Annotated in this window: 20 protein-coding genes and 1 tRNA gene; 10 read left to right on the forward strand and 11 right to left on the reverse strand. The window is 67.8% G+C overall.

Features of this window, described 5'->3' with window-relative positions; translation table 11 throughout:
- Positions 1-23: 23 nt before the first annotated feature.
- On the reverse strand, positions 24-629 hold the full coding sequence (nboR, locus tag AB6732_RS00190; RefSeq protein ID WP_370957501.1) for a nicotine blue oxidoreductase: 606 nt from the start codon (positions 627-629) through the stop codon (positions 24-26).
- Between the two features lie 111 nt (positions 630-740).
- Positions 741-3,488: a pyruvate dehydrogenase (acetyl-transferring), homodimeric type gene (aceE, locus tag AB6732_RS00195; RefSeq protein ID WP_370957502.1), complete on the reverse strand. Its 2,748-nt coding sequence runs from the start codon at positions 3,486-3,488 to the stop codon at positions 741-743.
- A 488-nt stretch (positions 3,489-3,976) separates the two neighbouring features.
- Between aceE and AB6732_RS00200 the strand changes: the two genes are divergently transcribed.
- The 5 genes from AB6732_RS00200 (at position 3,977) to AB6732_RS00220 (ending at position 8,822) form a co-directional block, all read left to right on the forward strand.
- Positions 3,977-5,440 (forward strand): NCS1 family nucleobase:cation symporter-1, encoded by a 1,464-nt coding sequence (locus AB6732_RS00200; protein WP_370959566.1) that lies wholly within the window; start codon positions 3,977-3,979, stop codon positions 5,438-5,440.
- A gap of 103 nt (positions 5,441-5,543) precedes the next feature.
- A complete protein-coding gene (locus tag AB6732_RS00205) occupies positions 5,544-6,278 on the forward strand; it encodes an aspartate/glutamate racemase family protein (RefSeq protein WP_370957503.1) in 735 nt (244 codons plus the stop codon).
- A gap of 56 nt (positions 6,279-6,334) precedes the next feature.
- On the forward strand, positions 6,335-7,126 hold the full coding sequence (locus tag AB6732_RS00210) for an SDR family oxidoreductase (RefSeq protein WP_370957504.1): 792 nt from the start codon (positions 6,335-6,337) through the stop codon (positions 7,124-7,126).
- Between the two features lie 165 nt (positions 7,127-7,291).
- Positions 7,292-7,453 carry a hypothetical protein gene (locus tag AB6732_RS00215; RefSeq protein WP_370957505.1) on the forward strand — a complete coding sequence of 54 codons (162 nt, stop codon included), beginning with the start codon at positions 7,292-7,294 and terminating at the stop codon, positions 7,451-7,453.
- Positions 7,446-8,822 carry an MFS transporter gene (locus AB6732_RS00220; protein ID WP_370957506.1) on the forward strand — a complete coding sequence of 459 codons (1,377 nt, stop codon included), beginning with the start codon at positions 7,446-7,448 and terminating at the stop codon, positions 8,820-8,822. Before AB6732_RS00215 ends, AB6732_RS00220 begins: the two co-directional genes overlap by 8 nt.
- Positions 8,823-8,926: 104 nt before the next feature.
- Here AB6732_RS00220 and AB6732_RS00225 read toward each other — a convergent pair whose 3' ends face one another.
- Entirely contained in the window at positions 8,927-9,331 is a 405-nt protein-coding gene (locus tag AB6732_RS00225) for a thiol-disulfide oxidoreductase DCC family protein (RefSeq protein WP_370957507.1), read from the reverse strand.
- A 283-nt stretch (positions 9,332-9,614) separates the two neighbouring features.
- Here AB6732_RS00225 and AB6732_RS00230 point away from each other — a divergent pair, with 283 nt between their 5' ends.
- Positions 9,615-11,000 carry a sugar porter family MFS transporter gene (locus tag AB6732_RS00230; RefSeq protein ID WP_370957508.1) on the forward strand — a complete coding sequence of 462 codons (1,386 nt, stop codon included), beginning with the start codon at positions 9,615-9,617 and terminating at the stop codon, positions 10,998-11,000.
- A gap of 178 nt (positions 11,001-11,178) precedes the next feature.
- Positions 11,179-11,922: a Pr6Pr family membrane protein gene (locus AB6732_RS00235; RefSeq protein WP_370957509.1), complete on the forward strand. Its 744-nt coding sequence runs from the start codon at positions 11,179-11,181 to the stop codon at positions 11,920-11,922.
- Between the two features lie 52 nt (positions 11,923-11,974).
- Here the strand turns inward: AB6732_RS00235 and AB6732_RS00240 are convergent, their stop codons facing one another.
- Both AB6732_RS00240 and AB6732_RS00245 read right to left on the reverse strand, forming a co-directional pair.
- Positions 11,975-12,364: a sterol carrier family protein gene (locus AB6732_RS00240; RefSeq protein WP_370957510.1), complete on the reverse strand. Its 390-nt coding sequence runs from the start codon at positions 12,362-12,364 to the stop codon at positions 11,975-11,977.
- A gap of 8 nt (positions 12,365-12,372) precedes the next feature.
- A complete protein-coding gene (locus AB6732_RS00245) occupies positions 12,373-13,389 on the reverse strand; it encodes an asparaginase (protein ID WP_370957511.1) in 1,017 nt (338 codons plus the stop codon).
- A gap of 220 nt (positions 13,390-13,609) precedes the next feature.
- Here AB6732_RS00245 and purD point away from each other — a divergent pair, with 220 nt between their 5' ends.
- Both purD and AB6732_RS00255 read left to right on the forward strand, forming a co-directional pair.
- Positions 13,610-14,932, forward strand: coding sequence for a phosphoribosylamine--glycine ligase (purD, locus tag AB6732_RS00250; RefSeq protein WP_370957512.1), 1,323 nt, complete (start codon positions 13,610-13,612; stop codon positions 14,930-14,932).
- A complete protein-coding gene (locus tag AB6732_RS00255) occupies positions 14,929-15,846 on the forward strand; it encodes a phosphoribosylaminoimidazolesuccinocarboxamide synthase (RefSeq protein WP_370957513.1) in 918 nt (305 codons plus the stop codon). The genes purD and AB6732_RS00255 overlap by 4 nt, the downstream gene beginning before the upstream one ends.
- A 121-nt stretch (positions 15,847-15,967) precedes the next feature.
- Here AB6732_RS00255 and AB6732_RS00260 read toward each other — a convergent pair whose 3' ends face one another.
- Positions 15,968-17,227 carry a helix-turn-helix domain-containing protein gene (locus AB6732_RS00260; RefSeq protein ID WP_370957514.1) on the reverse strand — a complete coding sequence of 420 codons (1,260 nt, stop codon included), beginning with the start codon at positions 17,225-17,227 and terminating at the stop codon, positions 15,968-15,970.
- A gap of 197 nt (positions 17,228-17,424) precedes the next feature.
- Here AB6732_RS00260 and AB6732_RS00265 point away from each other — a divergent pair, with 197 nt between their 5' ends.
- Positions 17,425-17,688: a hypothetical protein gene (locus AB6732_RS00265; RefSeq protein ID WP_208186851.1), complete on the forward strand. Its 264-nt coding sequence runs from the start codon at positions 17,425-17,427 to the stop codon at positions 17,686-17,688.
- A 332-nt stretch (positions 17,689-18,020) separates the two neighbouring features.
- Here AB6732_RS00265 and AB6732_RS00270 read toward each other — a convergent pair whose 3' ends face one another.
- The 5 genes from AB6732_RS00270 to AB6732_RS00290 all read right to left on the reverse strand — a co-directional run bounded on the left by AB6732_RS00270 (position 18,021) and on the right by AB6732_RS00290 (position 24,727).
- A complete protein-coding gene (locus AB6732_RS00270) occupies positions 18,021-19,442 on the reverse strand; it encodes a glutamate decarboxylase (RefSeq protein WP_370957515.1) in 1,422 nt (473 codons plus the stop codon).
- Between the two features lie 111 nt (positions 19,443-19,553).
- Positions 19,554-19,630, reverse strand: a tRNA-Pro gene (locus AB6732_RS00275).
- A gap of 147 nt (positions 19,631-19,777) precedes the next feature.
- Entirely contained in the window at positions 19,778-21,736 is a 1,959-nt protein-coding gene (locus AB6732_RS00280) for an ABC transporter ATP-binding protein (RefSeq protein WP_370957516.1), read from the reverse strand.
- A complete protein-coding gene (locus AB6732_RS00285) occupies positions 21,733-23,592 on the reverse strand; it encodes an ABC transporter ATP-binding protein (RefSeq protein WP_370957517.1) in 1,860 nt (619 codons plus the stop codon). The genes AB6732_RS00280 and AB6732_RS00285 overlap by 4 nt, the downstream gene beginning before the upstream one ends.
- Before the next feature lie 652 nt (positions 23,593-24,244).
- Positions 24,245-24,727, reverse strand: coding sequence for a DUF2690 domain-containing protein (locus tag AB6732_RS00290; RefSeq protein ID WP_370957518.1), 483 nt, complete (start codon positions 24,725-24,727; stop codon positions 24,245-24,247).
- Between the last annotated feature and the right edge of the window lie 3 nt (positions 24,728-24,730).

The raw sequence follows: 24,730 nt of genomic DNA on the forward strand, positions 1-24,730 counted from the left end.
TTCGGCCGTCAGTGTTCCGGCCGTCATCCTTCCAGCAGCGGCAGATCCGCCGGGGTGTCCACGTCCTGCCCGTTGCCCCAGGCCCGGCAATCGACCACGTCCAGCAGTTCCGGATGCGCCCTGAGGAAGTCCCGCGCCCCGGCGTCGCCGTGTGCTGAGTCCGCGACGGCGGGCAGCAGGGAAGCGTCGAACAGCACCGGATGCCCTCGCTTCAGGCCCCCCGAAGCGTCGGGGTACGCTGCGGCAGTCACCCGTCCCGGCCGGTGTGCGGCCAGCAGCGCGGCGACGGCCTCCGCGGTGAGCGCCGGCTGGTCCACCAGGGCGACCAACGCGTGACACCCCGGCCGCACGGCCGCGAGCCCGGCCTTCAGCGAACCGCCCATGCCGCTGGGCCAGTCGTCGTTGACCACGACGGCGCAGTCCGTCAGCGCGGCCTCCTCACGCACGCGCCCGGCCTCCGCGCCCAGCACCGCGACGACGCCCTGGCAGCCGCCGTCGTGCAGCACGGCCGCGAGGTGGTCCACCAGGGGCGTGCCGTGGCGGCGCAGCAGTGCCTTGGGCCCGAGGCCCAGACGGGTCCCGGCGCCCGCGGCGAGGAGGACGGCCGTGGCCGCTGTGCTCGAGGTCATGCTGTCACCCTAAGTCCTTCCCGCGAGACGCCGAAAGGTGCCCGTATTCCTCGCGGATACGGGCACCTTCTGGCGTCTCGGCGTCTCGGCGCGTCAGCCGCGTCAGGTGCGTCAGGCGTCGCCGCCCGCGCCTCCCGTGGTTCCGGCGGTCACGTCGAGGAGGCTGTACTTCTCGATCGCCTGGGCCGGGGCCTGCGGGTCGACCTTGCCCTGGCGGGCGAGCATCTGCAGGGTCTTGACCACCACGGAGTGGGTGTCGTTCTTGAAGAAGCGACGCGCGGCCTGACGGGTGTCGGAGAAACCGAAGCCGTCCGCGCCGAGCACGCCGTACTCGTTCGGGATGAACTGGCGGATCTGGTCCGGCACGGCCTTCATGTAGTCCGACACGGCCACCACGGGACCCTCGGCGCCCTCGAGCTGCCGGGTCACGAACGGCACCCGCGGCTCCTCGCCGGGGTTCAGGAATCCGTGCTCCTCGGCGGCCAGGCCGTCGCGGCGCAGTTCGTTCCAGCTCGTGACGCTCCAGACGTCCGCGGCTACACCCCAGTGCTCGGCGAGGATCCGCTGGGCGTCCAGGGCCCACGGGACGGAGACGCCCGAGGCGAGGATCTGGGCGCGCGGCTTGCCCTCGGCGTCCTCCGCGGGGGAGACCTTGTAGATCCCCTTGAGGACACCCTCGACGTCGAGGTTCTCCGGCTCGGCCGGCTGCGTGATGGGCTCGTTGTACACCGTGAGGTAGTACATGAGGTTGCGGTCCTCGGAGTCCGGGCCGTACATCCGTTCCAGACCGTCGCGGAAGATGTGGGCGATCTCGTAGCCGTACGCCGGGTCATACGTCACGACGGCGGGGTTCGTGCTCGCGAGCAGCGGCGAGTGGCCGTCGGCGTGCTGGAGCCCCTCGCCGGTGAGCGTGGTGCGGCCGGCGGTGGCGCCGATGATGAAGCCGCGCGTCATCTGGTCCGCGGCGGCCCAGAAGGAGTCGCCGGTGCGCTGGAAACCGAACATCGAGTAGAACACGTAGATCGGCACCAGGGGCTGGCCGTGCGTGGCATAGGCGGTCCCGGCCGCGGTGAACGCGGCGACGGCGCCGGCCTCGTTGATGCCCGGGTGGATCAGCTGGCCGAGCGGGGACTCCTTGTAGGCGAGCACCAGTTCGCGGTCCACGGACAGGTAGTTCTGGCCCTTGGGGTTGTAGATCTTAGCGGTCGGGAAGAACGCGTCCATGCCGAAGGTGCGGGATTCGTCCGGGACCACGGGGACCAGGCGCTTGCCGAAGTCCTTGTCGCGGAGGAGGTCCTTGAGCATGCGGACGAACGCCATGGTGGTCGCGGCCTTCTGCTTGCCGGAGCCCTTCTTGGCGATCTCGTAGGACTTCGCGTCCGGCAGCGTCACGGGGACATGGTCCGGGCGACGTTCCGGGACGGACCCGCCCAGAGCCGAGCGGCGTTCCATCATGTACTCGATCTCGGGGGCGTCCATGCCGGGGTGGTAGTACGGCGGGCGGTACAGGTCCTTCTCGAGGACCTCGTCGCTGATCGGGATGCGCAGCAGATCGCGGAAGGCCTTCAGGTCCTCCATGGTCAGCTTCTTCATCTGGTGGGTGGCGTTCCGGGCCTCGAAGTGCGCGCCCAGGCCGTAGCCCTTGACGGTCTTCGCGAGGATGACGGTCGGCTTGCCCTTGAACTCGGTGGCCGCCTTGTAGGCCGCGTAGACCTTGCGGTAGTCGTGGCCACCGCGCTTGAGGTTCCAGATCTGGTCGTCCGTCAGATCGGAGACCAGCTCCTTCGTCTGGGCGCTGCGCCCGAAGAAGTGCTCGCGGATGAACGCGCCGTTCTCCGCCTTGAACGTCTGGTAGTCGCCGTCGACCGTGTCGTTCATGATGTTCACGAGCGAACCGTCCTGGTCCTTGGCGAGCAGGTCGTCCCACTCGCGGCCCCAGACGACCTTGATGACATTCCAGCCGGCGCCCCGGAAGAACGCCTCGAGTTCCTGCATGATCTTGCCGTTGCCTCGCACCGGCCCGTCGAGACGCTGGAGGTTGCAGTTGATCACGAAGTTGAGGTTGTCGAGCCCCTCGTTCGCCGCGAGCTGGAGGAGCCCGCGGCTCTCCGGCTCGTCCATCTCGCCGTCGCCCAGGAACGCCCAGACCTGCTGGTCACTCGTGTCCTTGAGGCCGCGGTCCTGGAGGTAGCGGTTCGCCTGCGCCTGGTAGATGGCGTTCATGGGGCCGATGCCCATGGAGACCGTGGGGAACTCCCAGAAGTGGGGCATCAGGCGGGGATGCGGGTACGAGGAGAGCGCGTGGCCCTCCTTGGACTTCTCCTGGCGGAATCCGTCCAGATCCTCTTCGGTCAGGCGTCCTTCCATGAACGCCCGGGCGTACATACCGGGCGAAGCATGTCCCTGGAAGAACACCTGGTCGCCGCCGCCCGGGTGGTCCTTGCCGCGGAAGAAGTGGTTGAAGCCGACTTCGTACAGGGTCGCCGCGCCGGCGTAGGTGGAGATGTGGCCGCCGACGCCGATGTCGGCCCGCTGCGCGCGGTGCACCATGATCGCGGCGTTCCACCGCATGGCGCGGCGGTAGGCGCGCTCGTACTCCTCGTTGCCCGGGTACTCGGGTTCCTGATCGGCCGGGATGGTGTTCACGTAGTCGGTGGTCGTGACCATGGGGACGCCCACGGACTGGGCCCCTGCCCGCTGCAGCAGTGAGCGCATGACGAACTGAGCGCGCTCCGTGCCCTGCTCACGCACCAGGGCGTCGAACGATTCAACCCATTCGCCGGTCTCCTCGGGATCCGAGTCCGGCAGGTTGTTCGTGAGCGTACTCAGGATGGAGGGCGTGATTTCTTCAGCAGCCACAGGGGACCTCTCTTCATCGAATGGTTGGGCTGGCGTCGCGATGGCAACGTCTTTCCGACATGCGAAAAAATAATTTTGTCTATCGAGATTATCGGGAGCTCCGCCCAACGTCAACGGGATCGCCCACCGTTCGGATTGCGACAGGCCGGGCCTCGGCGCCCCCCTGCCTTCCCACCAGGGGAGACGTTCCGGGCGGCCAGACTGGTATGCCAAATGTGACTGCGATCACCGCGAAACCATTGACCGCCTGTGATCCGGGCCATATTCTGTATTCCATACTTCAATAAATCAGTTCCGCATTATGGAAGCCGGCCCAATGGGGAGTCCGCGACCGACGGGTGCGGAACCGTCAGCATCGAAACGGAGCACCCATGCAGACGAACCCCAGCGGCGTCGAGCCCACCACCCCGGTGGCGACTCAGCCAGGTCCGGAAACGCCGGAACATCATCACCACCATCACCACGACTTCACGGGTGACCTTCCCCGGATGTCGGAGATGACCGGCGTCGAACTCAGTCCCCGGCTGTACAACAAGGACCTCGCCCCGACCCGCAAAGCCGGTCGCACCTGGACCGCGTACAGCATCTTCACCCTCTGGGCGAACGATGTGCACAGCCTCGGCAACTACGCCTTCGCGGTGGGCCTCTTCGCCCTGGGCATGGGCGCCTGGCAGATCCTGCTGGCGCTCGGCGTCGGCGCGGTCCTGCTCTTCCTCCTGCTGAACTTCTCGGGGTTCATGGGGCAGAAGACCGGTGTCCCGTTCCCGGTGATGAGCCGCATCAGCTTCGGCATCCGCGGCGCGCAGATCGCCAGCGTGGTGCGCGGCGCCGTCGCGGTCGCCTGGTTCGGCATTCAGACCTATCTCGCCTCGGTGATCTTCCGGATCATGATCATCAAGCTGATCCCGGGTCTGGCGCCCCTGGACCGGAACGACGTCCTCGGCCTGTCCACGCTCGGCTGGATCGCCTTCGTCATCCTGTGGATCATCCAGCTGGTGATCGTCAGCTTCGGCATGGAGATGATCCGCAAGTACGAGGCGTTCGCCGGCCCCATCATCCTCGTGACCATGGCCGCCCTGGCCATCTGGGTCTTCGTCCAGGCCGGCGGCACCATCGAGATCAACGGCATCAAGCACATGGACGCCGGCGAGACCTGGCGGAACATCTTCGCCGGTGGCGCCCTCTGGGTCTCCATCTACGGCACCTTCGTCCTGAACTTCTGCGACTTCACCCGCAATGCGGTGGGCAAGAGCTCGATCGTCAAGGGCAACTTCTGGGGCATCCCGATCAACATGCTGCTCTTCGGAGGCATCGTGGTGGTGCTGGCCGGTGGTCAGTTCAAGATCAACGGAACCCTCATCACCTCGCCGTCCGACGTGGTGCAGCTGATCCCCAACACCCTCCTGCTGGTGCTGGCCTGCCTCGCGCTGCTGGTCCTGACCGTGGCCGTGAACCTCATGGCCAACTTCGTGGCCCCGGTCTACGCCCTGACCAATCTCTTCCCCAAGCACCTCGACTTCCGGCGGGCGGCCTGGGTGAGCGGCACCATCGGCCTGATCATCCTGCCGTGGAACCTCTACAACAACCCGTTCGTCATCGTGTACTTCCTCGGTGGCCTGGGCGCCCTCCTCGGCCCGCTGTTCGGCGTGGTCATGGCGGACTACTGGCTGGTCCGCCGCGGCAAGGTGGAAGTGGTCAAGCTGTACACCGAGGATGAGCAGGGCCCGTACTTCTACAAGCGCGGTTTCAACCCCAAGGCCATCACGGCCCTCCTGGTGGCCGCCGCCGTGGCCGTGCTGATCGCCTTCGTCCCGGCCCTGGATCACCTGGCGGCGTTCGCCTGGTTCTTCGGAGCGGGCATCGGCGCACTGGTCTACTACTTCATCGCGGACCGGGGCGCCCGGTACCTCGATTCTGACGGCGAAGTCATCGCCGTGGCGAGCACGCACTAGCCCGCCGGCGCATAGCCGCGGACACCGACAGAGCCACAGACACCGACAGCAGACGACGGCGGGGCGCGGCATCCGCGCCCCGCCGGATCCTGGGGAGAAACACATGAAAATCCTGGTTGCCAACGTCAACACCACTCAGACCATGACGGACTCCATCGCGGCGCAGGCCCGCGCCGTCGCCGCCCCGGACACCGAGATCGTGGGCATCACGCCGCGCTTCGGCGCCGACTCCTGCGAGGGGAACTTCGAGAGTTACCTCGCCGCCATCGCGGTCATGGACTCGGTGGTCAACTACGACGGCGAGTTCGACGCCGTCGTGCAGGCGGGCTACGGCGAGCATGGCCGGGAGGGCCTGCAGGAGCTGCTCGACGTCCCGGTGGTGGACATCACCGAGGCCGCCGCGAGCACCGCGATGTTCCTGGGCCACAAGTACTCCGTGGTCACGACGCTGGACCGGGCCGTGCCGCTCATCGAGGACCGGCTCAAGCTGGCCGGCCTGGATGACCGCTGCGCCTCGGTCCGTGCGAGCGGCATGGCCGTGCTGGAACTCGAGGAGCACCCGGACCGCGCCGTCGAGGCGATCGTCCGCCAGGCAGAGCTGGCCGTCACGGAGGACAAGGCCGAGGTGATCGTGCTCGGCTGCGGCGGCATGGCGAATCTCGACGAGCAGATCCGGGAGCGCTGCGGCGTCCCGGTGGTGGACGGCGTGGCTGCGGCCGTGCTGATCGCCGAATCGCTGGTGCGGCTGGGCCTGTCCACCTCGAAGGTCCGCACCTACGCGACGCCGCGGCCCAAGACGGTCATCGGCTGGCCCATCACCCAGGGTCCCGTACGGTAGTCCCCAGAACAGCCCGGTTCCAGCAGAGCAGGATCGATCATGAACACCACAGCGCCATGAACAGCACAGTGAACAGCGCAGCCCAGTCGGCGGACGGCGGTGCCCCCACGAGGATCGCGGTCGTCACAGGGGCCGGGTCCGGCATCGGCCGCGCGGTCGCGCGCCTCTTCCTGGCCGAGGGCTGGGGTGTGGTGCTCGCCGGGCGGCGGGCCGCCGCGCTCGAGGAGACCGCGGCCGGCTCGCCCCAGGCGCTCGTGGCGCCGTGCGACGTGACCGTCCCCGACGACGTCGCGCGCCTCTTCGCCGCGGCCCGCGAGCGTTTCGGGCGGGTGGACGTCCTGTTCAACAACGCCGGGATCTTCGGCCCCAGCGGGGCGGTGGACGCGGTGGACGCCGCAGGCTTCGAGGAGACCCTGCGGATCAACGTCACCGGATCGTTCCTCTGCGCCGCCGAGGCGGTGCGCGTGATGAAGGAGCAGGAGCCACAGGGCGGCCGCATCATCAACAACGGCTCGATCTCGGCGCACTCACCCCGTCCCCTCTCCGTGGCCTACACGGTGAGTAAGCACGCCATCAGCGGCCTGACCAAGAGCATCGAGCTGGACGGGCGGCCGTTCGGCATCAGCTGCGGCCAGATCGACATCGGCAACACCCGCACGGAGATCATGGACGTGATCGGCGTGGGGGACGGCGCGCTGCAGGCGGACGGTTCGCGCAAAGTCGAGCCCATGTTCCCGGTCGAGGACGCGGCCCGTGCGGTGCTCCTGATGGCGTCGATGCCGCCGAGTGCCTCGGTGGGCAGCCTGCTGGTCACGGCGGCCGGAATGCCCTTCGTCGGACGGGGTTGAGGGCCTTCCGGGGAGGGTCTGAAATTATGAGCCATTCCGAATAAAGCGGATATTACTGATTTCACATGATGGAAACAAATTATTCCCTTGTGGAATCGATGTGATCTTCGTTACCTTGGGGTTCACCCGGAAGCCGGGCGCAATCCCAAGAGAATGGTTCAGGACATGAAGATCCCCACCGAAGCGGAGCTGAAGGCGAGTTCGGCCCCGCGGAAGAAGGCGCCGGGCCACCGGCCGCTCTTCCTCCAGATTCTGATCGCCGTCGTCGCAGGTCTCACGATCGGGCAGTTCCGCTCGAGCGTCCCGGTGGGGGGACGCCATGTCTGACAACCAGAGGGCCGTCGACCAGAACTCGGCCACCACGCCGCTTCCGGTGAACATCGCCCGTGCGGGCAAAAAGGGCTGGGTCCGCTGGTCGATGGGCATCCTGCTGTTCTTTGCGGTGCTGATCAACTACATCGACCGCAGCTCGATGTCCGTGGCGGAACACGATATGCGGATGGAATTCGGCATGACCGAAGGCCAGATCGGCATCATCCTCGGCAGCTTCGGCTGGACCTACGCCATCATGCAGATCCCCATGGGCATGCTGCTGGACAAGATCGGGATCAAGTGGGTCATGCGGGTCGCCACGACGCTGTGGGCGATCTCCTGCTTCCTGACGGCGGCGGTCAGCGGCATGGGTCTGCTCCTGGTCGCCCGCCTGATCCTCGGCCTCGCGGAGGCTCCGATCTTCCCGGGCGCCATGAAGACCACCGGCTACTGGTTCCCGCGGTCCGAGCGCGGCATGGCCACCGTGATCTTCGACAGCGGCCAGCGTCTCTCCAATGTGATCGGCTTCCCGATCGTCGGCGCCGCCGTGGCCATGTTCGGCTGGCGCGGCGCGTTCATCACCATCGGTGTCCTCAGCCTCATCTACACGGCCGTCTTCTTCTTCCGCTACCGGGACCCCAAGGAGATGAACCGCAAGGGCAAGCTGAGCGACGCCGAGCTCGAGCACATCGTCTCCGGTGGCGCTCAGGATGAGGACGCCCCCAAGCCCAACCCCCTCAACAACCTCGGTTACATCCTGCGCCAGCGCAAGGTGTGGGGCATGTCGCTCGGCCTCGGCTGTGCGGGCTACGTCCAGTGGATGCTGCTCACCTGGCTCCCGGGCTTCCTGCAGTCCCAGATGCACATGGACGTCGCCAAGTCCGGCCTCGTCACCGCCATCCCGTGGCTGTTCGCCGTGATCGTCCAGTACGCCCTGCCCGGCTGGTGGCTCGACCGTCTGATCAAGAACGGGAAGTCCAGCACCACCGTTCGCCGCGTCTTCATCATCGGTGGCATGCTGCTGGCCATCACGATCGCCGGCACCGCCTTCACCACGGACCTCTTCTGGTCGCTCGTGTGGATCACTCTCGGGACCACGGGCATCACCATCGCCTTCAGCGTGACGAACTCGCTGCCGGCCCTGATCGCCCCGGAAGGCGCCGTGGGCGCCACGGGCGCCGTCATGAACACCGTGAACAACATCATCGGCACGACGGCGCCGATCGTCACCGGCTTCATCGTCCAGTTCACGGGCAGCTTCGCGATGGCGTTCGTCGTGGCCGGCGTCATGCTGGTCATCGGCATCATCTTCTACACGATGGTGCTCGGCCGGATCGAGCCCATCCCGCCGAACCCGGCGGCTCTCACGGAGCAGGCTGCCTGAGGCCCTTCGCTCGTAGAACGCCCCAGGGACGCGGTGTGAACCGCGTCCCTGGGGCGTTGGTGTGTGGGCTGTCAGCCCCGCTTACTAAAGCGAGTCAGACCGGCTCAGAGCGCGCAGCCGGCTCCCGGCACGGCGGCGGAGCAGTCCTGGGGGTGTTCCGTGCACCAGGGAGTGGCGCCCGGCAGCCGGTAGCGGTGGGCGGCGACCCAGCCGTACACGGCCTCCTGGAGGCGTCCGACGCCGGGGATCCGGTAGAACGTGGCGAAGAAGCGGCCGCCCACGGCGGTGTCGAGGATCGCGGCGATGGCGCGGGCGCCACGGAAGCGACCGCCGTCGTCGGTCAGGGCCCAGACGGCCGAGCGCGCCTCCTCGTGGCTCAGGCGGAAGGCGTCCAGCGCGAGAGGATCCTGGAACGGGTGGAAGGCGATCCTGCGGTGGCGGTCCAGTCGTCGCACCCAGCCCACGGCACGGGTGCAGAACCCGCATTGCCCGTCGAACACCGCGTCCATGACAACCCCCGCTCCATTCCGGCCCGCAGGCCCGGGATTCCGGGCGCGTGACCTGACCTCATCGTAACTCCGCTTGCGGAAGTGTGAGTCTGTGATCCTGCCCGCTCTCCTAAGTGATCAAAACCACACAGTGATGATTTTTTGTGATCAATATCGCCTTCAATAGTGCGATATCAATCACACTCTGCGTAGACTGAGGGCAACAGAATTCCTCTGATCCCCGCCTGGCCCCGGCCGCGAGGACAGAAAGGGCCGGATCGGTCCCCAACCTTCAGGAGATGCAGTGTCGCTTATCCAGGACATCAGGAGCACGCCCCGTGCGGGGCTCCTGGCAGGCATTACGGCCGCCGCGGTCGGCATCATTTACGGCTATGACTCCTCGAACATCGGCGGCGCGCTGCTCTTCCTCAAGGATGAGTTCCGGCTCGACGACGCCGGGCTGGGTCTGGTCACCACCACCGTCGTGATCGGCGAAGTGGTGGGCGCCCTGCTCGGCGGCGTGCTCGCCAACAAGCTCGGACGCAAGCTCTCCATGGTCCTGGTGGCGGCGGGCTACGCCCTGTTCGCCCTGCTCAGCGGCCTGACTCCGAACCTCGAAGTCCTCGTGGCCGCCCGCCTGTTCCTCGGCCTGACCGTGGGCATCTCCATCGTGGTGGTCCCGGTGTTCGTGGCCGAGAGCTCCCCGGCGAAGATCCGCGGCGCCATGCTCGTGGCGTACCAGGTGGCCACCGTGTTCGGCATCATCCTCGGGTACCTCGTGGCCTGGGCGCTCTCCGACGCCGGCGCCTGGCGCTGGATGCTCGGCCTCGCCGCCATCCCCTCCCTGCTCGTGTTCTTCCTCGTCATCCGCATCCCGGACACGTCCCGCTGGTACGTCATGAAGGGCCGGATCGACGAGGCCCGCGCCACCCTCGCCAACATCGAACCCGACGCGGACATCGACCGCGAGATCGCCGACATGCGGGCCGCGCTGAGCGAAGAGAAGGGCGGCGCCCTCAAGGAGATGCTCCGCAAGCCGTACCTGCGTGCCACCATCTTCGTGGTCATCCTCGGCTTCTTCATCCAGATCACCGGCATCAACGCGATCGTCTACTACAGCCCCATCCTCTTCAAGTCCATGGGCTTCGAGGGCAACGCCGCCATCCTGGGCCTGCCCGCGCTTGTCCAGGCCGTCGCCCTGGTGGCCGTCTTCATCTCGCTCTCCCTCGTGGACCGGGTGGGACGCCGTCCGATCCTCCTCGGCGGCATCGCCATGATGATCGCGGCGAACATCCTCCTGGTGGGCGTCTTCATCGCGGGCGGCAGCAGCTTCGGCGGCATCCTCACGGCACTCGGCTTCATCGGGGTCCTGCTCTTCACGGTCGGGTTCACCTTCGGTTTCGGCGCCCTGGTGTGGGTCTACGCCGGTGAGAGCTTCCCGGCGCGGCTCCGCTCCCTGGGTTCCTCGGTCATGCTCACGAGCGACCTCGTGGCCAATGTGATCGTCGGCTTCCTGTTCCTGCCGATGCTCAGCGGCCTCGGCGGCGTGGGGACGTTCCTCGTGTTCGGCCTCCTGGCGCTCGCGGCGTTCGGCTTCGTCTACAAGTTCGCCCCGGAGACCAAGGGCAAGAACCTCGAGGACATCCGCATCTTCTGGGAGAACGGCGGCCGCTGGGAAGCGAAGCGCTAGCCCTCACCCCTCAGCCCGCACGACGGCGGCGGCGGCGCCCCCTCACGCTGAGGGCGCCGCCGTCGTCGTGTCCGGGGGAGGGGAGCGGCTGAGCGCGCCTCGCCGCCCGGGGGCGCGGGCCGGGTCTGAGGACGCCGGAACCCTCGCCGTTCCGGCCGGGCGGACCTAGACTCGCAGTGTGGACACGAATCGCAGGGTGAACAGCAATGACGCCGCCCACCGGGGCGCTCCCGTCAACCGCGGACTGGCGCTGTTCCGCGCGTTCTTCGCGGTCCTGGGGCTGGCCGCGGTCGTGGCGCAACTGGTCAATCTGCTGCTGCGGACGCCACCCGGAAAAGTCAGCAACTTCCTCAGCTACTTCACCATTCAGTCGAACATCATCGTGGTGATCGTGCTGGCGATCGCCGCCGTCGCCGCATGGCGCGGACGAGGCACCCGCTGGCTGGATTATCTCCGGGGCGCGGCCACCGTCTACATCTCGATCACGGGTGTGGTCTACAGCCTTCTGCTGTCCGACATCGACGTCAACACTCCGCTGCCCTGGGTGAACGTGGTGCTGCACTACACGATCCCGACCATCACGGTCATCGACTGGCTGGTCGATCTGCCGTCGCCGCGCATCGGCCTGCGCACGGCGCTCATCTGGCTCGCCTACCCCGCGCTGTACCTGGTGTACAGCCTGGTCCGGGGGCCGCTCGTGGACTGGTACCCCTACCCCTTCCTCGACCCGCGGATCTCCGGCTACGGGCAGGTGGCGGTCATGAGTGTGGTGATCGCGGTGGCGGCGTTCGTGTTCGTGGCCGCCGCGGCGCTGTCCACACGGCTGGCGGGGTCGCGGGTCCATCTGCACCAGCACCGGGAGCCGGACGCTCAGCCGGACGGGCCGGCTGGCGGGACGTCGGCCGGGACCCTCGACGCCTGAGGCTCAGAGCCCCCGAGGCTCAGAGCCCCTGAGGCCCAGAGCTGCCTGAGGCTCAGACCAGCGGCAGCTGCTCGCTGAGGTCGGCGCGGGTCCCGGATGCCACCACGCGACCGGCCGTCACGGCATCGGCCCAGTTCAGGGTTCCGGTCACGAGTTCCAGCCACGTCACGGCGTCCGTCTCGATCACATTGGGCGGGGTGCCGCGGGTGTGCCGGGGACCCTCGATGCACTGGGTCACGCCGAACGGCGGGACCCGAACCTCCACGGAATTGCCGGGGGCGCGGGACGTCAGCTCCTCCAGCGCGTAGCGCACGGCCATGGCGGTCGTCGCGCGGGACGGTGCTGCGTTTCCCGCGTCCGACGACCCGGCCCGGGCCGCCTGCCAGGACGCCAGAGCCGCCTGGCCTTCCGCGACGTCGATCCGCCGTCGTGCGCCTGCCATTCCCGCTCCTAACCCAGCAGCGCCATGACGGGGGTGCCCAGGCGGAGGCCGCCCACGGGACGCCCGCCGCCGAGCACCGGTTCCACGATCTGTTCCAGGACGGCCGCCACGGGTCCCACTTCGAGGGCCCCGGCAGCGGTCAGCAGGGTCAGGGCCACGAGAGACGCCGCCCGGAGGTTGCCGTCCAGGATCTTCAGGGCCACGGTGGCGCCGGAGGGCGCGGCCATGACCATGACGCCCTCGGCGCCCAGCTTGGCGATCACACCCAGTTCCTCCATCACCACGGTGTTCGCCTCGCCCTTGCCCTGGACGGCCCAGGGGTAGTCGAGCATCGAGGTGGCGATCGTGGCGGCACGGGCGTCGGCGTTCTTGTCGCCGGGAGCCTTCGCCAGCCGTGAGTACGCGCGGGCCAGCCCGGTCAGGGAGACCGCGGCGACCGGTGCGCCGCAGCCGTCCGTGCCGAGGTGGGCGATGCGCTCGCCGGTGAACTCCTCGATCACGCTGCCCACCAGGCGCTGCAGCGGGTGGTTCGGCTCCAGGTAGCCCGACTTGTTCCAGTCGTTCTCGGTGCACGCCCACAGGAACGCGGCGTGCTTGCCGGAGCAGTTGAACGCCACCCGGGTGCGGCCCTTGTCCGTGCGCACCAGCCAGTTGCGGGCGGTCTCGTCTTGCGGCCAGTCCGCGGGGCACTGGAGATCGGACTCCTTGTTGCCGCCGGCCCGGAGCATCCCCTCGACCACGTCCATGTGTTCCAGCGACCCGACGTGACTGGCGGCGGCCAGGGCCACCTGGGCGCCGCGCAGGGGAACCCCGGCGCGCATCGAGGCGAGCGCCTGGAACGGCTTGAGCGCGGAGCGGGCGAACACCGGCGCGTCCACGTCCCCGAGGGCCGTGACCACGTGTCCGTCTCCGGAGAGCACGACGGCGGACCCGAGGTGCCGCGATTCGATGAAGCCGCTGCGTTCCAGGACGGCGAGTTCCACCGCGGAGTCGGCGTCGAAGGTCGCCTGTGAGGTGTGGGGCATACCGCCAGTTTATGGCCCCGCGCCGGTCCTCCAGGGTTGCGTGCTCAGCAGATGCGGGTGTTTCGGCTGTGCACCCGCATCTGCTGAGCACACAAGGTGAGCGCATACCGAGCGCGCAAGCCGAGCGTGCCCGGGCACAGACCGGGCCCGGGCCCACGGGGACGTCACCGTTCCTCGTGGACTGGGCGTGCCCGAGGCCCGCCCAGTACCCTTGGTGTCTGTGAAGGTACTCGTCCTTGGCCCGGGTGGCCGCGAACACGCCATTATCCGCTCCCTCCTCTCCGATCCGCAGGTCGCGGAGGTCCACGCAGCACCCGGCAACGCCGGAATCGCGCAGCTGGTCCCGTGCCACGCCGTCGACGCCAACGACCCGGCCGCGGCCACCGCGCTCGCGGTGAAGCTCGAGGTGGACCTGGTCGTGGTCGGCCCCGAGGCGCCCCTCGCCGCCGGTGTGTCCGACGCGCTGCGTGAGGCGGGCTTCCCGGTGTTCGGCCCGAGCCGCGCCGCAGCCCAGCTCGAGGCATCGAAGGCGTTCGCCAAGCAGGTCATGGCCGAAGCCGGCGTGCCCACGGCCCTGGCCAAGGTCGCCGTGAACGCCGAAGAGGCCGCGGACGCCCTGGACACCTTCGGCGCACCGTACGTGGTCAAGGACGACGGCCTGGCGGCCGGCAAGGGCGTCGTGGTCACCTCGGACCGTGACGAGGCGCTGGCCCACGCACAGGCCTGCTTCGACGCCGGCGGCACCGTGGTGATCGAGGAGTTCCTGGACGGCCCCGAGGTCTCTCTCTTCGTGCTCTGCGACGGCAAGACCACCGTCCCGCTGGCTCCGGCCCAGGACTTCAAGCGCATCTTCGACAACGACGAGGGCCCCAACACCGGTGGCATGGGCGCTTACAGCCCGCTCGACTGGGCTCCCGAGGAACTCGTGGGCGAGGTCATCGACCGGGTGGCCCAGCCGACCGTGGACGAGATGGCCCACCGCGGCACCCCCTTCATCGGCGTGCTGTACTGCGGTCTCGCGCTGACCTCGCGTGGCATGCGCGTCATCGAATTCAACGCCCGCTTCGGCGACCCGGAGACGCAGGCCGTGCTTGCCCGCCTCAAGACGCCGCTCGGCGGCCTGCTCCTCGCCGCGGCCAAGGGCGAGCTGGACCAGGCCGAGGACCTCCGCTGGTCCCGCGAGAGCGCTGTGTGCGTGGTCCTGGCCGCGGAGAACTACCCGGACACCCCTCGCAAGGGCGACCGGATCCGCGGGCTCAAGAAAGCCAATGCGCTGGAAGGCGTCCATGTGATCCATGCCGGGACGGCGCTGGATGACGAGGGCAAGGTGGTCTCCGCAGGCGGCCGTGTGCTCGCCGTCGTCGCTCTGGGCGATGACCTGGTGGAGGCCCGCGAGAAGGCTTACGACGGCATCGAACTCATCCAGCTGGACGGCGGCCAGTTCCGCCGTGACATCGCGGCGAAGGCCGCTCGCGGGGAGATCGTGGTGGCGTCCCGCCGGGCGCCGGGCCGTCACGTGGCAGCGGAAGGGGAGCAGGCATGAGCGGGCTGGACACCGAGGTCCTGGAGCTGCCGGGGTACCGGCACGTCTACTCCGGGAAGGTCCGCGATCTTTACGAGCCCGTCGGACCGGACGCGCCGACGGACCGCCTCCTGGTGGTGGCGAGCGACCGCATCAGCGCCTTCGACCACGTCCTCGAATCGACCATCCCGGACAAGGGCAAGGTCCTGACCCAGCTGAGCCTGTGGTGGTTCGACCAGCTCGGCGTCGAGCACCACGTGCTCGGCTCCACCGAGGCCGACGGCGTTCCCGCGGCCGTGGTGGGCCGCGCCATGCTGTGCAAGAAGCTCGACATGTTCCCCGTCGAGTGCATCGCGCGCGGCTACCTGACCGGTTCCGGCCTGGCCGAGTACCGTGAATCCCGCACCGTGTGCTCCCTGCCGCTGCCGGAGGGACTCGTGGACGGGTCCCGCCTGGAGCCCGCGATCTTCACCCCGTCGGCCAAGGCCGAGGTGGGCGAGCACGATGAGAACATCACCTTCGAAGCCGTGGTGGACGCCGTCGGTCCCGACGTGGCCGACCGTCTCCGCGAGCTGACCCTGACCGTGTACACGCGGGCCGAGGAGATCGCCCGGAAGCGCGGCATCATCCTGGCGGACACCAAGGTGGAGTTCGGCTCCGATCCGGCCACGGGCGTCATCACCCTGGGCGACGAGGTCCTGACCCCGGACTCCTCCCGTTTCTGGGACGCGCTGTCCTACGAGCCGGGCAAGGCCCAGCCGAGCTTCGACAAGCAGTTCGTCCGTGATTGGCTCTCGTCGTCCGAATCGGGCTGGGACAAGGCGTCGGACACCCCGCCGCCCGCTCTGCCCGCCGAGGTCGTGGAGAAGACCCGCGCCCGCTACATCGAGGCCTACGAACGGCTCACCGGACACGCCTTCGAACCGGAGGCGTAACCGCAGCGCCAGCCCACGGCGTGGGCCCGGCCGGCGTAGGAGACAACGAAGGAGGGGTTCGACGGCGGTGATCACCGCCGTCGAACCCCTCCTTCGTGCGTGCTGTGCCCAGCCGCGCGCGTCAGGCGCTGTTGGCCTTGGCGCGGCGTTCGGCGAGCCGGATCTCCAGCATGGCGTCCATGGCCTGTTGGATGCCCTCGGAGGCGCCGGCGGAGGCGAAGAGCTGCTGGGCCCGGGACAGGTAGGCCATGGCCTCCTGGAGGTCATCGGTGGCCTTGAGGGCCTTGCCCAGGAGCAGGTGGACCTCGGCCGCGACGTGCATGCCGATCTCGTCCTCCTGTGCCACGACCTCGCGCAGGATCTCGATGGCCGCGGGAAGCTCATCCGTCAAGTAAAGCCACTTGGCACGGATGAACCGCAGTTCGAGCCCGTCGCGCAAGGTGCCGGAGACGATGGTGTGCGCGAGTTCGGCCCGCTCCAGCGCGGCGAGGGTGGACGCCTCGACGATGCCCGAGTTCAGGCGCATGGCGGCGGACGCCTTGTTGAAGTTGGCCCATTGCTCGATGTCGTTGCCGGGGGAGAGGAGCTTGGCGGCGCGGTCGTGCTGAGCCACGCCCTCCTCGTAGTCGTGGCGCATGAAGGCGACGTTGCCGATCACCCAGGCGACGATGCCGGACATGTGATCGACGGACTTGGAGCTGACCTCCTTGGAGAGGATCTTGCACTGCTCCCACGCCTCGTCCAGACGGCCGGTTTCCGCCAGGGCGCCGATGTAGATCCGCAGCGCGCTGGAGTAGATGGGGGAGTCCTTGGGGAGCTGGGCGCCGAGGGCGACGGCCTGCCGGGCGTGCTCGACGGAGTCCGCGAGCCGGCCCTGACCATGGCAGACGGCGGCGAGCATCTGGCGGGCCCGCACACCCAGGCCGGCGCTCTCGATGGCCAGGCGGTGCTCCACGAGCTGCTCGACCACGCCCTGGCATTCGGAGTACTTGCCCTGCTTGAGCAGACACTCGGCCTGCATGTACCGCATGTTCCACCAGGCGCTGACGTTCTTGGCGTCCAGGGCGATGCGGGCGGCTTCCGCGGCGTGCTGGGCGGCCAGCTCGTAGTCGCGCAGATCCCAGGCCTGGCGGGCGTACAGGGCGGCCAGGACGTAGTCCGCGTCGTTCTGCGTGACCCGGTTGTTCCACTCTTCGAGTGCCTTGGGAGCGAGCTCAAGTCGCCGGGCGAGTTCCTGGATGACGTCGCGTGTCGGTTCGCGCCGACCCGTCTCCAGCAGGGAGATGTAACTGGGCGAGTACAGGTCCTTGCCCAGCTCAGCCTGCGTCATTCCGCGTTCCAGGCGCTCGGCCCGAAGCCGCTCACCAAATCCGCTGCCCATTGCCCCTCCTCAAGTTTAAGAGACCGGGAAGCCGCTCAAACCTTGACATTATCGTTTGTGATTACTTTACAATGTATGTCAATGCGGATCATCTTTTGTCCGTAGCGATCTCCCGATCCAGTCAGTACCAACGCATCGCTGGCGGTATCTGCCACTGAAGCTCACACTCCCCATAGATCCACACGGAAGAGCAGAACATGTTGAAGAAACTCACAGCTGGCGTGGCCCTGGCTGCGGCCCTGGGTCTCAGTGCGCTGAGCGTCCCCGCCGCGAGTGCCAACGTCGGCAACTGGCCCGATCCTTCGAGCGTACAGGCAGTGGGCAACTGGCCTGACCCGGCGCGCCTGAATGTCGGAAATTGGCCCGATCCCACCACCCTCGCCGCGGCGCCCAAGACCAAGACGACCATCGTCACGGACACGGCCCGCCTCAACGTCGGCAACTGGCCCGATCCCTTCTAAACCGTCGACCAACCCTTCGCTCGGAAGGGTCTGAGTCGTCCAGAGCGGGTGCTTCGCAAATGCGCGAGGCACCCGCTTTCTGTTGCCCGGAGATCCGTCCGGTATTTCGTTCCGGGTGGGACAGGACCACCACGATTTCCCGGGTGACAGGGAATGTCATAAAGGGCCCCGGACCAGGGGCTGAGCTTGTCAGGCGGGCCGAATTTCTTGGGGCTGCGAGGGTCCTTCCGGAGGCCTCCTGCCGGCCCTCCGTGTAGAGTCGCCGGTCAAGGACTTCACAGGGAACGGAAGGCGCCGCGTGAGGCCCGCGCCCCGGCGGTCCCCCTGCCGCTTCAGTGGTGGAACGCGTTCGCCTCGCCGGGTTCGGGGAGCGGCGTGGGCGCCTTCTCGAGGAACTCGACGGCGGTGCGCAGGTCCTGCAGGAAGCTCTCCGCGAGATCGCGGGTGAAACCGTTGCGGACCACGACGCGCTGCACGGTCAGATCCGTCATCCCGTCCGGCATCGGATACGCCGGCACCAGCCAGCCCGCCATGCGGAGCCGGTCGGAGAGGTGCTGCAAGGTCCATTCGCCCGTGAAGCCGGGCTTGAGACGCCAGGCGAAGACCGGGATGTCTGAGCCGTCGTTCCAGAGCTGGAAGGGCTCCATGGCGCCGATCTCGTGTGCCAGGTAACGCGCGACGTCCCGGCACGCGGCATGCACGGAGCGGTAGCCTTCACGCCCGAGCCGCAGGAACAGGTAATACTGCAGGAGCACCTGAGCGCCGGGGCGGGAGAAGTTCAGGGCGAACGTGGGCATGTCCCCGCCGAGGTAGCTGACGTGGAAGATCAGGTCCTCCGGCAGGTCTGACTCGTCCCGCCACACCACCCAGCCGAGCCCGGGGTAGACGAGGCCGTACTTGTGGCCCGAGGTGTTGATGGAGATGACCCGGGGCACGCGGAAGTCCCACGCCAGTTTCGGCTGCAGGAACGGCGCGACCATGGCCCCGGAAGCGCCATCGACGTGGATCGGGACGTCCAGGCCACTCGCCTTCTGAATCGCGTCGAGAGCCTTGGAGATCTTCTCGACCGGCTCGTACATGCCCGTGTAAGTGACGCCCATGATCGCGACCACGCCGATGGTGTTCTCATCCACGTGCTTCTCGAGCTCGTGGCCGTCCAGCACCGGGCGCTCCTCCGAGATCGGGACGTACCGGGCCTCCACCTCGAAGTAGTTGCAGAATTTCTCCCAGCAGACCTGGACCGCGGAGCTCATGATGATGTTGGGGCGGTCCGTGGGCCGGCCGTCCTTGCGCCGGGCGTGCTGCCAGCGCCGCTTGAGCGCGAGCCCGGCCAGCATGGAGGCCTCCGAGGAACCGATGGTGGAGGTGCCCACGGAGCGTTCGGGGTCGGGGGCGTTCCAGAGGTCGGCGAGGATGCGCCAGCAGCGGTGCTCGATGTCCGCGGTCTTCGGGTACTCGTCCTTGTCGATCATGTTCTTGTCGACGGTCTCGGCGTAGAGCTTCCCGGCCTCGGCGTCCATCCAGGTGCCCACGAAGGTGGCCAGATTGAGGCGGGCGTTGCCGTCAAGCATCGCTTCGTCATGGACGATCTGGTATGCCGTGGAAGGGAGCGCAGCCCCGTCCGGAAGCCTGAAGCGGGGGAACTCTGTGGCCTCACCCGGGCGGCTGAACAGCGGATTCAGTTCGATGGACGCGTTCGAGGTGTCGCTGCCGAAGGCGGAGGAGTGCTGGGACTTTCTGCGGGGAGCGGTCATGTGCCCAGCCTAGGAGGCCGGGCTGTCGCGGTGAACCCCCGTCGGCTGGGAAGGGACTGGGAACCTGCCCGGGTACAGCAAAAGCCCCGCTCGTGAGAGCGGGGCTTTCCGTGGTCGGGATGACAGGATTTGAACCTGCGACCTCTTCGTCCCGAACGAAGCGCGCTACCAAGCTGCGCTACATCCCGATCCGTTGACTCGCGGGTTTCCCCGGCAAGCAACCCTACAAGAATAGCGGATCCGGCCCGAGTTTTGAAATCGGGGACGTCAGGGCCGCTGCGGACCCCGAACTCCCCGGTGATCAGGCCCGAAGGAGCCCGTCACAGGGGGAGGGCTCAGACCAGCGAGTCGCGCCAGGCGCCGTGCAGGGCGGCGAAGCGTCCACCGTCCCGGATGAGCTGGTCCGGGGTGCCGTCCTCCACGATCCGGCCGTCATGGACCACCAGGACCCGGTCCGCGATCTCCACCGTGGAGAGCCGGTGCGCGATGATCAGGGCCGTGCGCCGGTGCGCCACTGCCTTTCCAGTGAGCGCATCCCCGGCCACGGCTTCTCCGGCCCCGCTCTCCGGCGCGACGACGGCGGGCCGGTCCGCGCCGTCGTCGTCCGCGGGACGCCGGGTGGGGGAGTCCGCGCCGCCGCCCAGAAGCCGCGCGAGGCCCTCCTGCACGAGCCGCTCACTGGGGATGTCCAGGGAGGAGGTGGCTTCGTCCAGGATGAGCACCGCCGGGTCCGCCAGGAACGCGCGGGCGAAGCTGATGAGCTGCCGCTGCCCCGCGGAGACGCGCCCGCCGCGCTTGTTCACATCGGTGTCGTAGCCCTCGGGGAGCGCCCGGATGAACGTGTCCGCGCCGACGGCCCGGGCCGCCGCTTCGATCTCCTCGCGGCTGGCCCCCGGTCGGCCCAGGGCGATGTTGTCCGCCACGCTGCCGCTGAACAGGAACGCCTCCTGGGTCACCATGACCACGGCCCGTCGCAGCTCCGAGGTGGAGATCCGGGACAATTCCACGCCATCGAGGGTCAGTGAGCCCGCGCTGACGTCGTAGAAGCGGGCGATCAGTTTGGCGAGCGTGGACTTGCCAGCTCCCGTCTGGCCGACCAGTGCCACGGTCTGCCCCGCGGGGATGGTGAGGTTCAGTTCCGGGACCACCACGGGACCGTCGCCGTACCGGAATTCGACGTTCTTGAACTCGATCCGTCCTTCGGCCGCGGGCAGCGGGACCGGCTCGCGGGGCGGCCGCACGGTCGGGACCTCTTCGAGCAGTCCGGACACCTTCTCCAGGGCGGCCTGAGCGCTCTGGAAGGAGTTGTAGAACATGGCCATCTGGTCAACCGGCTGGAAGAACCGCTTGACCGACAGGACCAGGGCCAGCAGCACGCCGACCGCCAGCTCGCCGTGCAGGACGCGGAACCCGGCCACGGCCAGGACCACCACCACCGTGATGTTGCCGAGCAGCACCAGGGCCGGGAGGAAGATGCCGTTGAGGTTGATGGAGCGCACCGTGACCTGGCGGTACTCCTCGGACAGGTCCGTGTACTCCCGCGTGTTCTGGGCCTCCTTGCGGAACGCCTTGACGGCGCGGATGCCGGTCATGGTCTCGACGAAATGCACGATGATCCGGGCGGACACCACGCGCGACTCACGGTAGGTGATCTCGGATCGCTTCTGGTACCAGCGGGTCAGGAACGTCGCCGGGATGGCCGCGCCGAGCATGATCAGACCGCTGGGCCAGTCGAGCGCGAACACCGTCAGCGCCGTGAACACCATGAACATGAACCCGGCGGCGAGAGAGCTGACGCCGGAGTCGAGCAGTTCCCGGAGCGCCTCCAGGTCCGACGTCTGCCGGGCGATGATCCGGCCCGAGGTGTACTTCTCGTGGAATTCCAGGCTGAGCCGCTGGGTGTGCCGGAAGACGCGGACCCGCAGGTCCAGCAGCATCGCCTGGCTGAGCTTCGCGGTGCTCGTCACGTACAGCGCGGTCAGCCACGCCGTCACGACGGCGGCCAGCAGATACCCGACGCCGGCCAGCAGCAGCGGCGCCGAGTCGCCGTGGATCAGGGCCGGGAGCGCACGGTCGATGCCGAAGGCGATGAGCGCCGGCCCCGCGGCGTGTGCCGCCTGCGAGATCACCACCATGGCGACGGTCAGCCAGAACCGGACGCGGATGGGCCGGATCAGCGAGCCGAGGAGGCGCAGGGACCGTTTACGGACGGCCCGGCTCTCCGCGGCGGCGAGCCGGGAGGAGTCCTCGTTCGACGTCCCGAAGCCAGGCGTGGTCGTCTGTGCCGTGCTCATGCGTTCACCTCGTTATCGAACTCCGCGTCCTCCAGCTCGTCTTCGAGCTCGCTGTCCAGATCGACCGGATCCGGGTCGAGGCTTGCGATGACGTAGCGGTAGTGCTCGTTCGTCGCGAGCAGCTCGCTGTGCGTCCCGACGGCGGCGATCCGGCCGTCCTGCAGCAGGGCCACGCGGTCGGCCAGGGCCACGGTGGACGGGCGGTGGGCGACGATCAGCGTCGTGGTGTCCCGCAGGACCTCCCGGAGCCGCGCCTCCACGAGTTCCTCGGTCGCGACGTCGAGGGCGGACAGCGGGTCATCCAGCACCAGGACCTTCGGCCGGGCCGCGATCGCGCGGGCCAGGGCGATGCGCTGCCGCTGGCCGCCGGACAGGCTCAGCCCCTCCTCGCCGATGCGGGTGTCCACGCCGTCGGGCAGGGCGTATGCGAACGATGCCTGCGCGACGTCGAGCGCCTCGGTGAGCGCCGCCGTCGCGCGCTCCTCGGAGGAGGTCACGTCGGCCGGCGCGCCCAGCAGCACGTTGTCCCGGATGGAGCTGGAGAAGAGCGTGGTGTCCTCGAAGGCGACGGAGACGATGCTGCGCAGTTCGGTCAGGCTGAACTCGCGCAGGTCCTGGCCGTCGATGGTGATCCTGCCGTCCGTGACCTCGTAGAGCCGCGGCACCAATTGCAGGAGCGCGGACTTCCCGGAGCCGGTGACACCCACGAGGGCCATGGTCTCGCCGGGGGCGAGGTCCAGAGTCACGTCCTCGAGGAGGTACTGAGGGTCGTCAAGGTTCGCCTCCAGACTGTCCGCGAAGGCGAAGCGTACGCCCTCGAAACGGACCGCGCCGTCGATCTCGGCCGGTCGGTGCGGAGCGGCGGGGTCGGCGATGGTGACCGGGCTGTCCATGACTTCGAAGTGGCGGTCGATGGCGGACTTCGCGGTCAGGGCCATGGAGAGCAGCATGCCGACGGCTTCGACCGGTCCCGCGACCACGGCAGCCGTCGCGAAGAAGGCGACGAGCGCGCCGATGCTGAGCTGTCCGTCCGCCGTGAGGGCGATGCCGAGCACCAGCCCGACGCCGAGGGCCAGTTCTGGCAGGAGCGTGGACACGAGCGAGAAGAAGGCCAGCTGGCGGGCCTTGAGGATCTCGGTCTGCCGGAGCTCTTCGGCCTGGTTGTTGAAGTTCTCGAGCGCTTCTCGGCCGCGGCCGAAGGCTTTGAGGACGCGGATGCCGTGGACGGATTCCTCGACGGCAGTGGCCAGGTCGCCGGCCTGGTCCTGGCTGCGGCGGGCGACGCGCAGGAAGTTGCGGCGGAACCGGGTGCCGGTGGCGACGATCGGGATGGCGGCGGCCAGGAAGACGAGCGCCAGCTGCCAGCTCATGCTGAACATGATGCCCACGCCGATGACGACCGTGAGCGACGTGACCACCAGCATGATCGCCCCGAACGCCATCCAGCGCCGGAGGAAGTTGAGGTCCGCCATGGCGCGCGAGAGGAGCTGGCCGGAGCCCCAGCGGTCGTGGAAGTCGACGGCGAGGTCCTGCAGGTGCCGGTAGAGCGAGACGCGCAGGCCGTTCTCGACGGTCGTGGCCGGGTTGATGACGAACTGGCGTCGCAGGGCGATCAGACCGGCTTCCAGAACACCGAGCCCCAGGACGGCCGCGACGGCGATCCACACTTCAGAGGGCTGACCGCCCGGGTGGAGCGAATCGTTGATGAGGCTCCGAAGCACCTGGGGGATCGCCAGGGCGACGAGGCTGGCGCCGAGCGCGGAGAGAAGACCCATCACGAGCCGCGGCATGATCGGCTTCAGATGGGGGTAAAGGCGTCTGAGCGAGTGGAAGAACGTGGTCTGAGTCTGCGCCATACTGCGTGATCGCTTCGCTTCCCGATGAGCCGTGCCGTGAGTGTTCGTTACCTGTGGCAACCAGCCTACGCCGGGGTTTTATGCCCGGTTTGTCACACGGTTTCAGATGAACGCAAGTGGGCGGATTCGGGGTCCGTCGTGGGCGGTGCCACGGGATGGCGGGGCAGTCCGCGGCGAGGGAGTGTCGACGGTCCTGCCATCAGTAGCGATGAGCGCCACTTCGCTAACTACCAGTACTCGGACGACAGCGAAGAAAACCGCGAGAGTTCCCGGCGACGCGCCCCGGATTCCGACTATCGGACCGGGGAGCGTGTTGCAGCAAATTCCGGGCGTAATGCTCGCGTTAGGCCACCTCCTTGCGGCGTGGCTGGGCGCCGAATGACGATGCCAAGTCAGGGTCGGCCGGGACGCGTTGGAAATCTGGCCGACTGTGGCAGGGACCCTCATCGAGGCGGTAAGTAGTGCCGAGGTTGCCAGATCAGGACCTGCGCGGTTGGTGCCCCCACTTCAGGCCGCAGGTGAAACTGTGGACTCGGGCGGATGGTTCGGTGGGCTGCTCTCAAAGAGATCGGAGTCAAGAGACGTAGCCTTAGCGTAACAAGGGCCCTAGCTGTCCCAACCACATGAAAGGTCAAAGAGCGGGGATGACTGCTCAATAGACCGCGGGTATCCCGACGTGGTCAACAGACCTTCCGTTGCCAATAGAGAGTTCTTGACATGCTGGTATTTCCCGAAACCTCGACGAATACGCACGTGGAGCCGGGTGCACTAACCATCCCCGTCCACCAATAGCGTATCCATTTCCGACGCCTCTCGCAAAATCGCCGTTTCCAGTATAAGTCCCATTAGGCTTGTCCAAGCGTATGTCCGAGATCATCATGTAAGCGGCATTTTGCTGAGTGACGCGTACCCAATTACTGCCGCAATGAGGGGAGTATCGAAGCTCAACATTTGCTTGGTAGATTCCGCTGTTGTCATAGAGGGGCCAACTGGCGACATTGCAGGCGTCCGAAGAGCACCCTGAATTCTGAGGATCACGACCATCGGTCACCAGGGCAGATGCGGGATTTGCGCTCAGTATGATCGCTCCGATCGTGGACGCAAGAGCTAAAAAGGAAGTGAACAACTTTCTCATCGA

This window comes from Arthrobacter sp. RCC_34 (assembly GCF_041360795.1).
In the GTDB taxonomy this organism is placed as follows: domain Bacteria; phylum Actinomycetota; class Actinomycetes; order Actinomycetales; family Micrococcaceae; genus Arthrobacter_E.

Excerpts from the sequence above, each read along its gene's own strand:
- nboR (WP_370957501.1), bottom strand. The coding sequence starts at position 629 with ATGACCTCGAGCACAGCGGCCACGGCCGTCCTCCTCGCCGCGGGCGCC.
- AB6732_RS00200 (WP_370959566.1), top strand. The coding sequence starts at position 3,977 with ATGTCGGAGATGACCGGCGTCGAACTCAGTCCCCGGCTGTACAACAAG.
- AB6732_RS00205 (WP_370957503.1), top strand. The coding sequence starts at position 5,544 with ATGAAAATCCTGGTTGCCAACGTCAACACCACTCAGACCATGACGGAC.
- AB6732_RS00210 (WP_370957504.1), top strand. The coding sequence starts at position 6,335 with ATGAACAGCACAGTGAACAGCGCAGCCCAGTCGGCGGACGGCGGTGCC.
- AB6732_RS00215 (WP_370957505.1), top strand. The coding sequence starts at position 7,292 with ATGAAGATCCCCACCGAAGCGGAGCTGAAGGCGAGTTCGGCCCCGCGG.
- AB6732_RS00220 (WP_370957506.1), top strand. The coding sequence starts at position 7,446 with ATGTCTGACAACCAGAGGGCCGTCGACCAGAACTCGGCCACCACGCCG.
- AB6732_RS00225 (WP_370957507.1), bottom strand. The coding sequence starts at position 9,331 with ATGGACGCGGTGTTCGACGGGCAATGCGGGTTCTGCACCCGTGCCGTG.
- AB6732_RS00240 (WP_370957510.1), bottom strand. The coding sequence starts at position 12,364 with ATGGCAGGCGCACGACGGCGGATCGACGTCGCGGAAGGCCAGGCGGCT.
- AB6732_RS00245 (WP_370957511.1), bottom strand. The coding sequence starts at position 13,389 with ATGCCCCACACCTCACAGGCGACCTTCGACGCCGACTCCGCGGTGGAA.
- AB6732_RS00255 (WP_370957513.1), top strand. The coding sequence starts at position 14,929 with ATGAGCGGGCTGGACACCGAGGTCCTGGAGCTGCCGGGGTACCGGCAC.
- AB6732_RS00260 (WP_370957514.1), bottom strand. The coding sequence starts at position 17,227 with ATGGGCAGCGGATTTGGTGAGCGGCTTCGGGCCGAGCGCCTGGAACGC.
- AB6732_RS00265 (WP_208186851.1), top strand. The coding sequence starts at position 17,425 with ATGTTGAAGAAACTCACAGCTGGCGTGGCCCTGGCTGCGGCCCTGGGT.
- AB6732_RS00270 (WP_370957515.1), bottom strand. The coding sequence starts at position 19,442 with ATGACCGCTCCCCGCAGAAAGTCCCAGCACTCCTCCGCCTTCGGCAGC.
- AB6732_RS00280 (WP_370957516.1), bottom strand. The coding sequence starts at position 21,736 with ATGAGCACGGCACAGACGACCACGCCTGGCTTCGGGACGTCGAACGAG.
- AB6732_RS00285 (WP_370957517.1), bottom strand. The coding sequence starts at position 23,592 with ATGGCGCAGACTCAGACCACGTTCTTCCACTCGCTCAGACGCCTTTAC.
- AB6732_RS00290 (WP_370957518.1), bottom strand. The coding sequence starts at position 24,727 with ATGAGAAAGTTGTTCACTTCCTTTTTAGCTCTTGCGTCCACGATCGGA.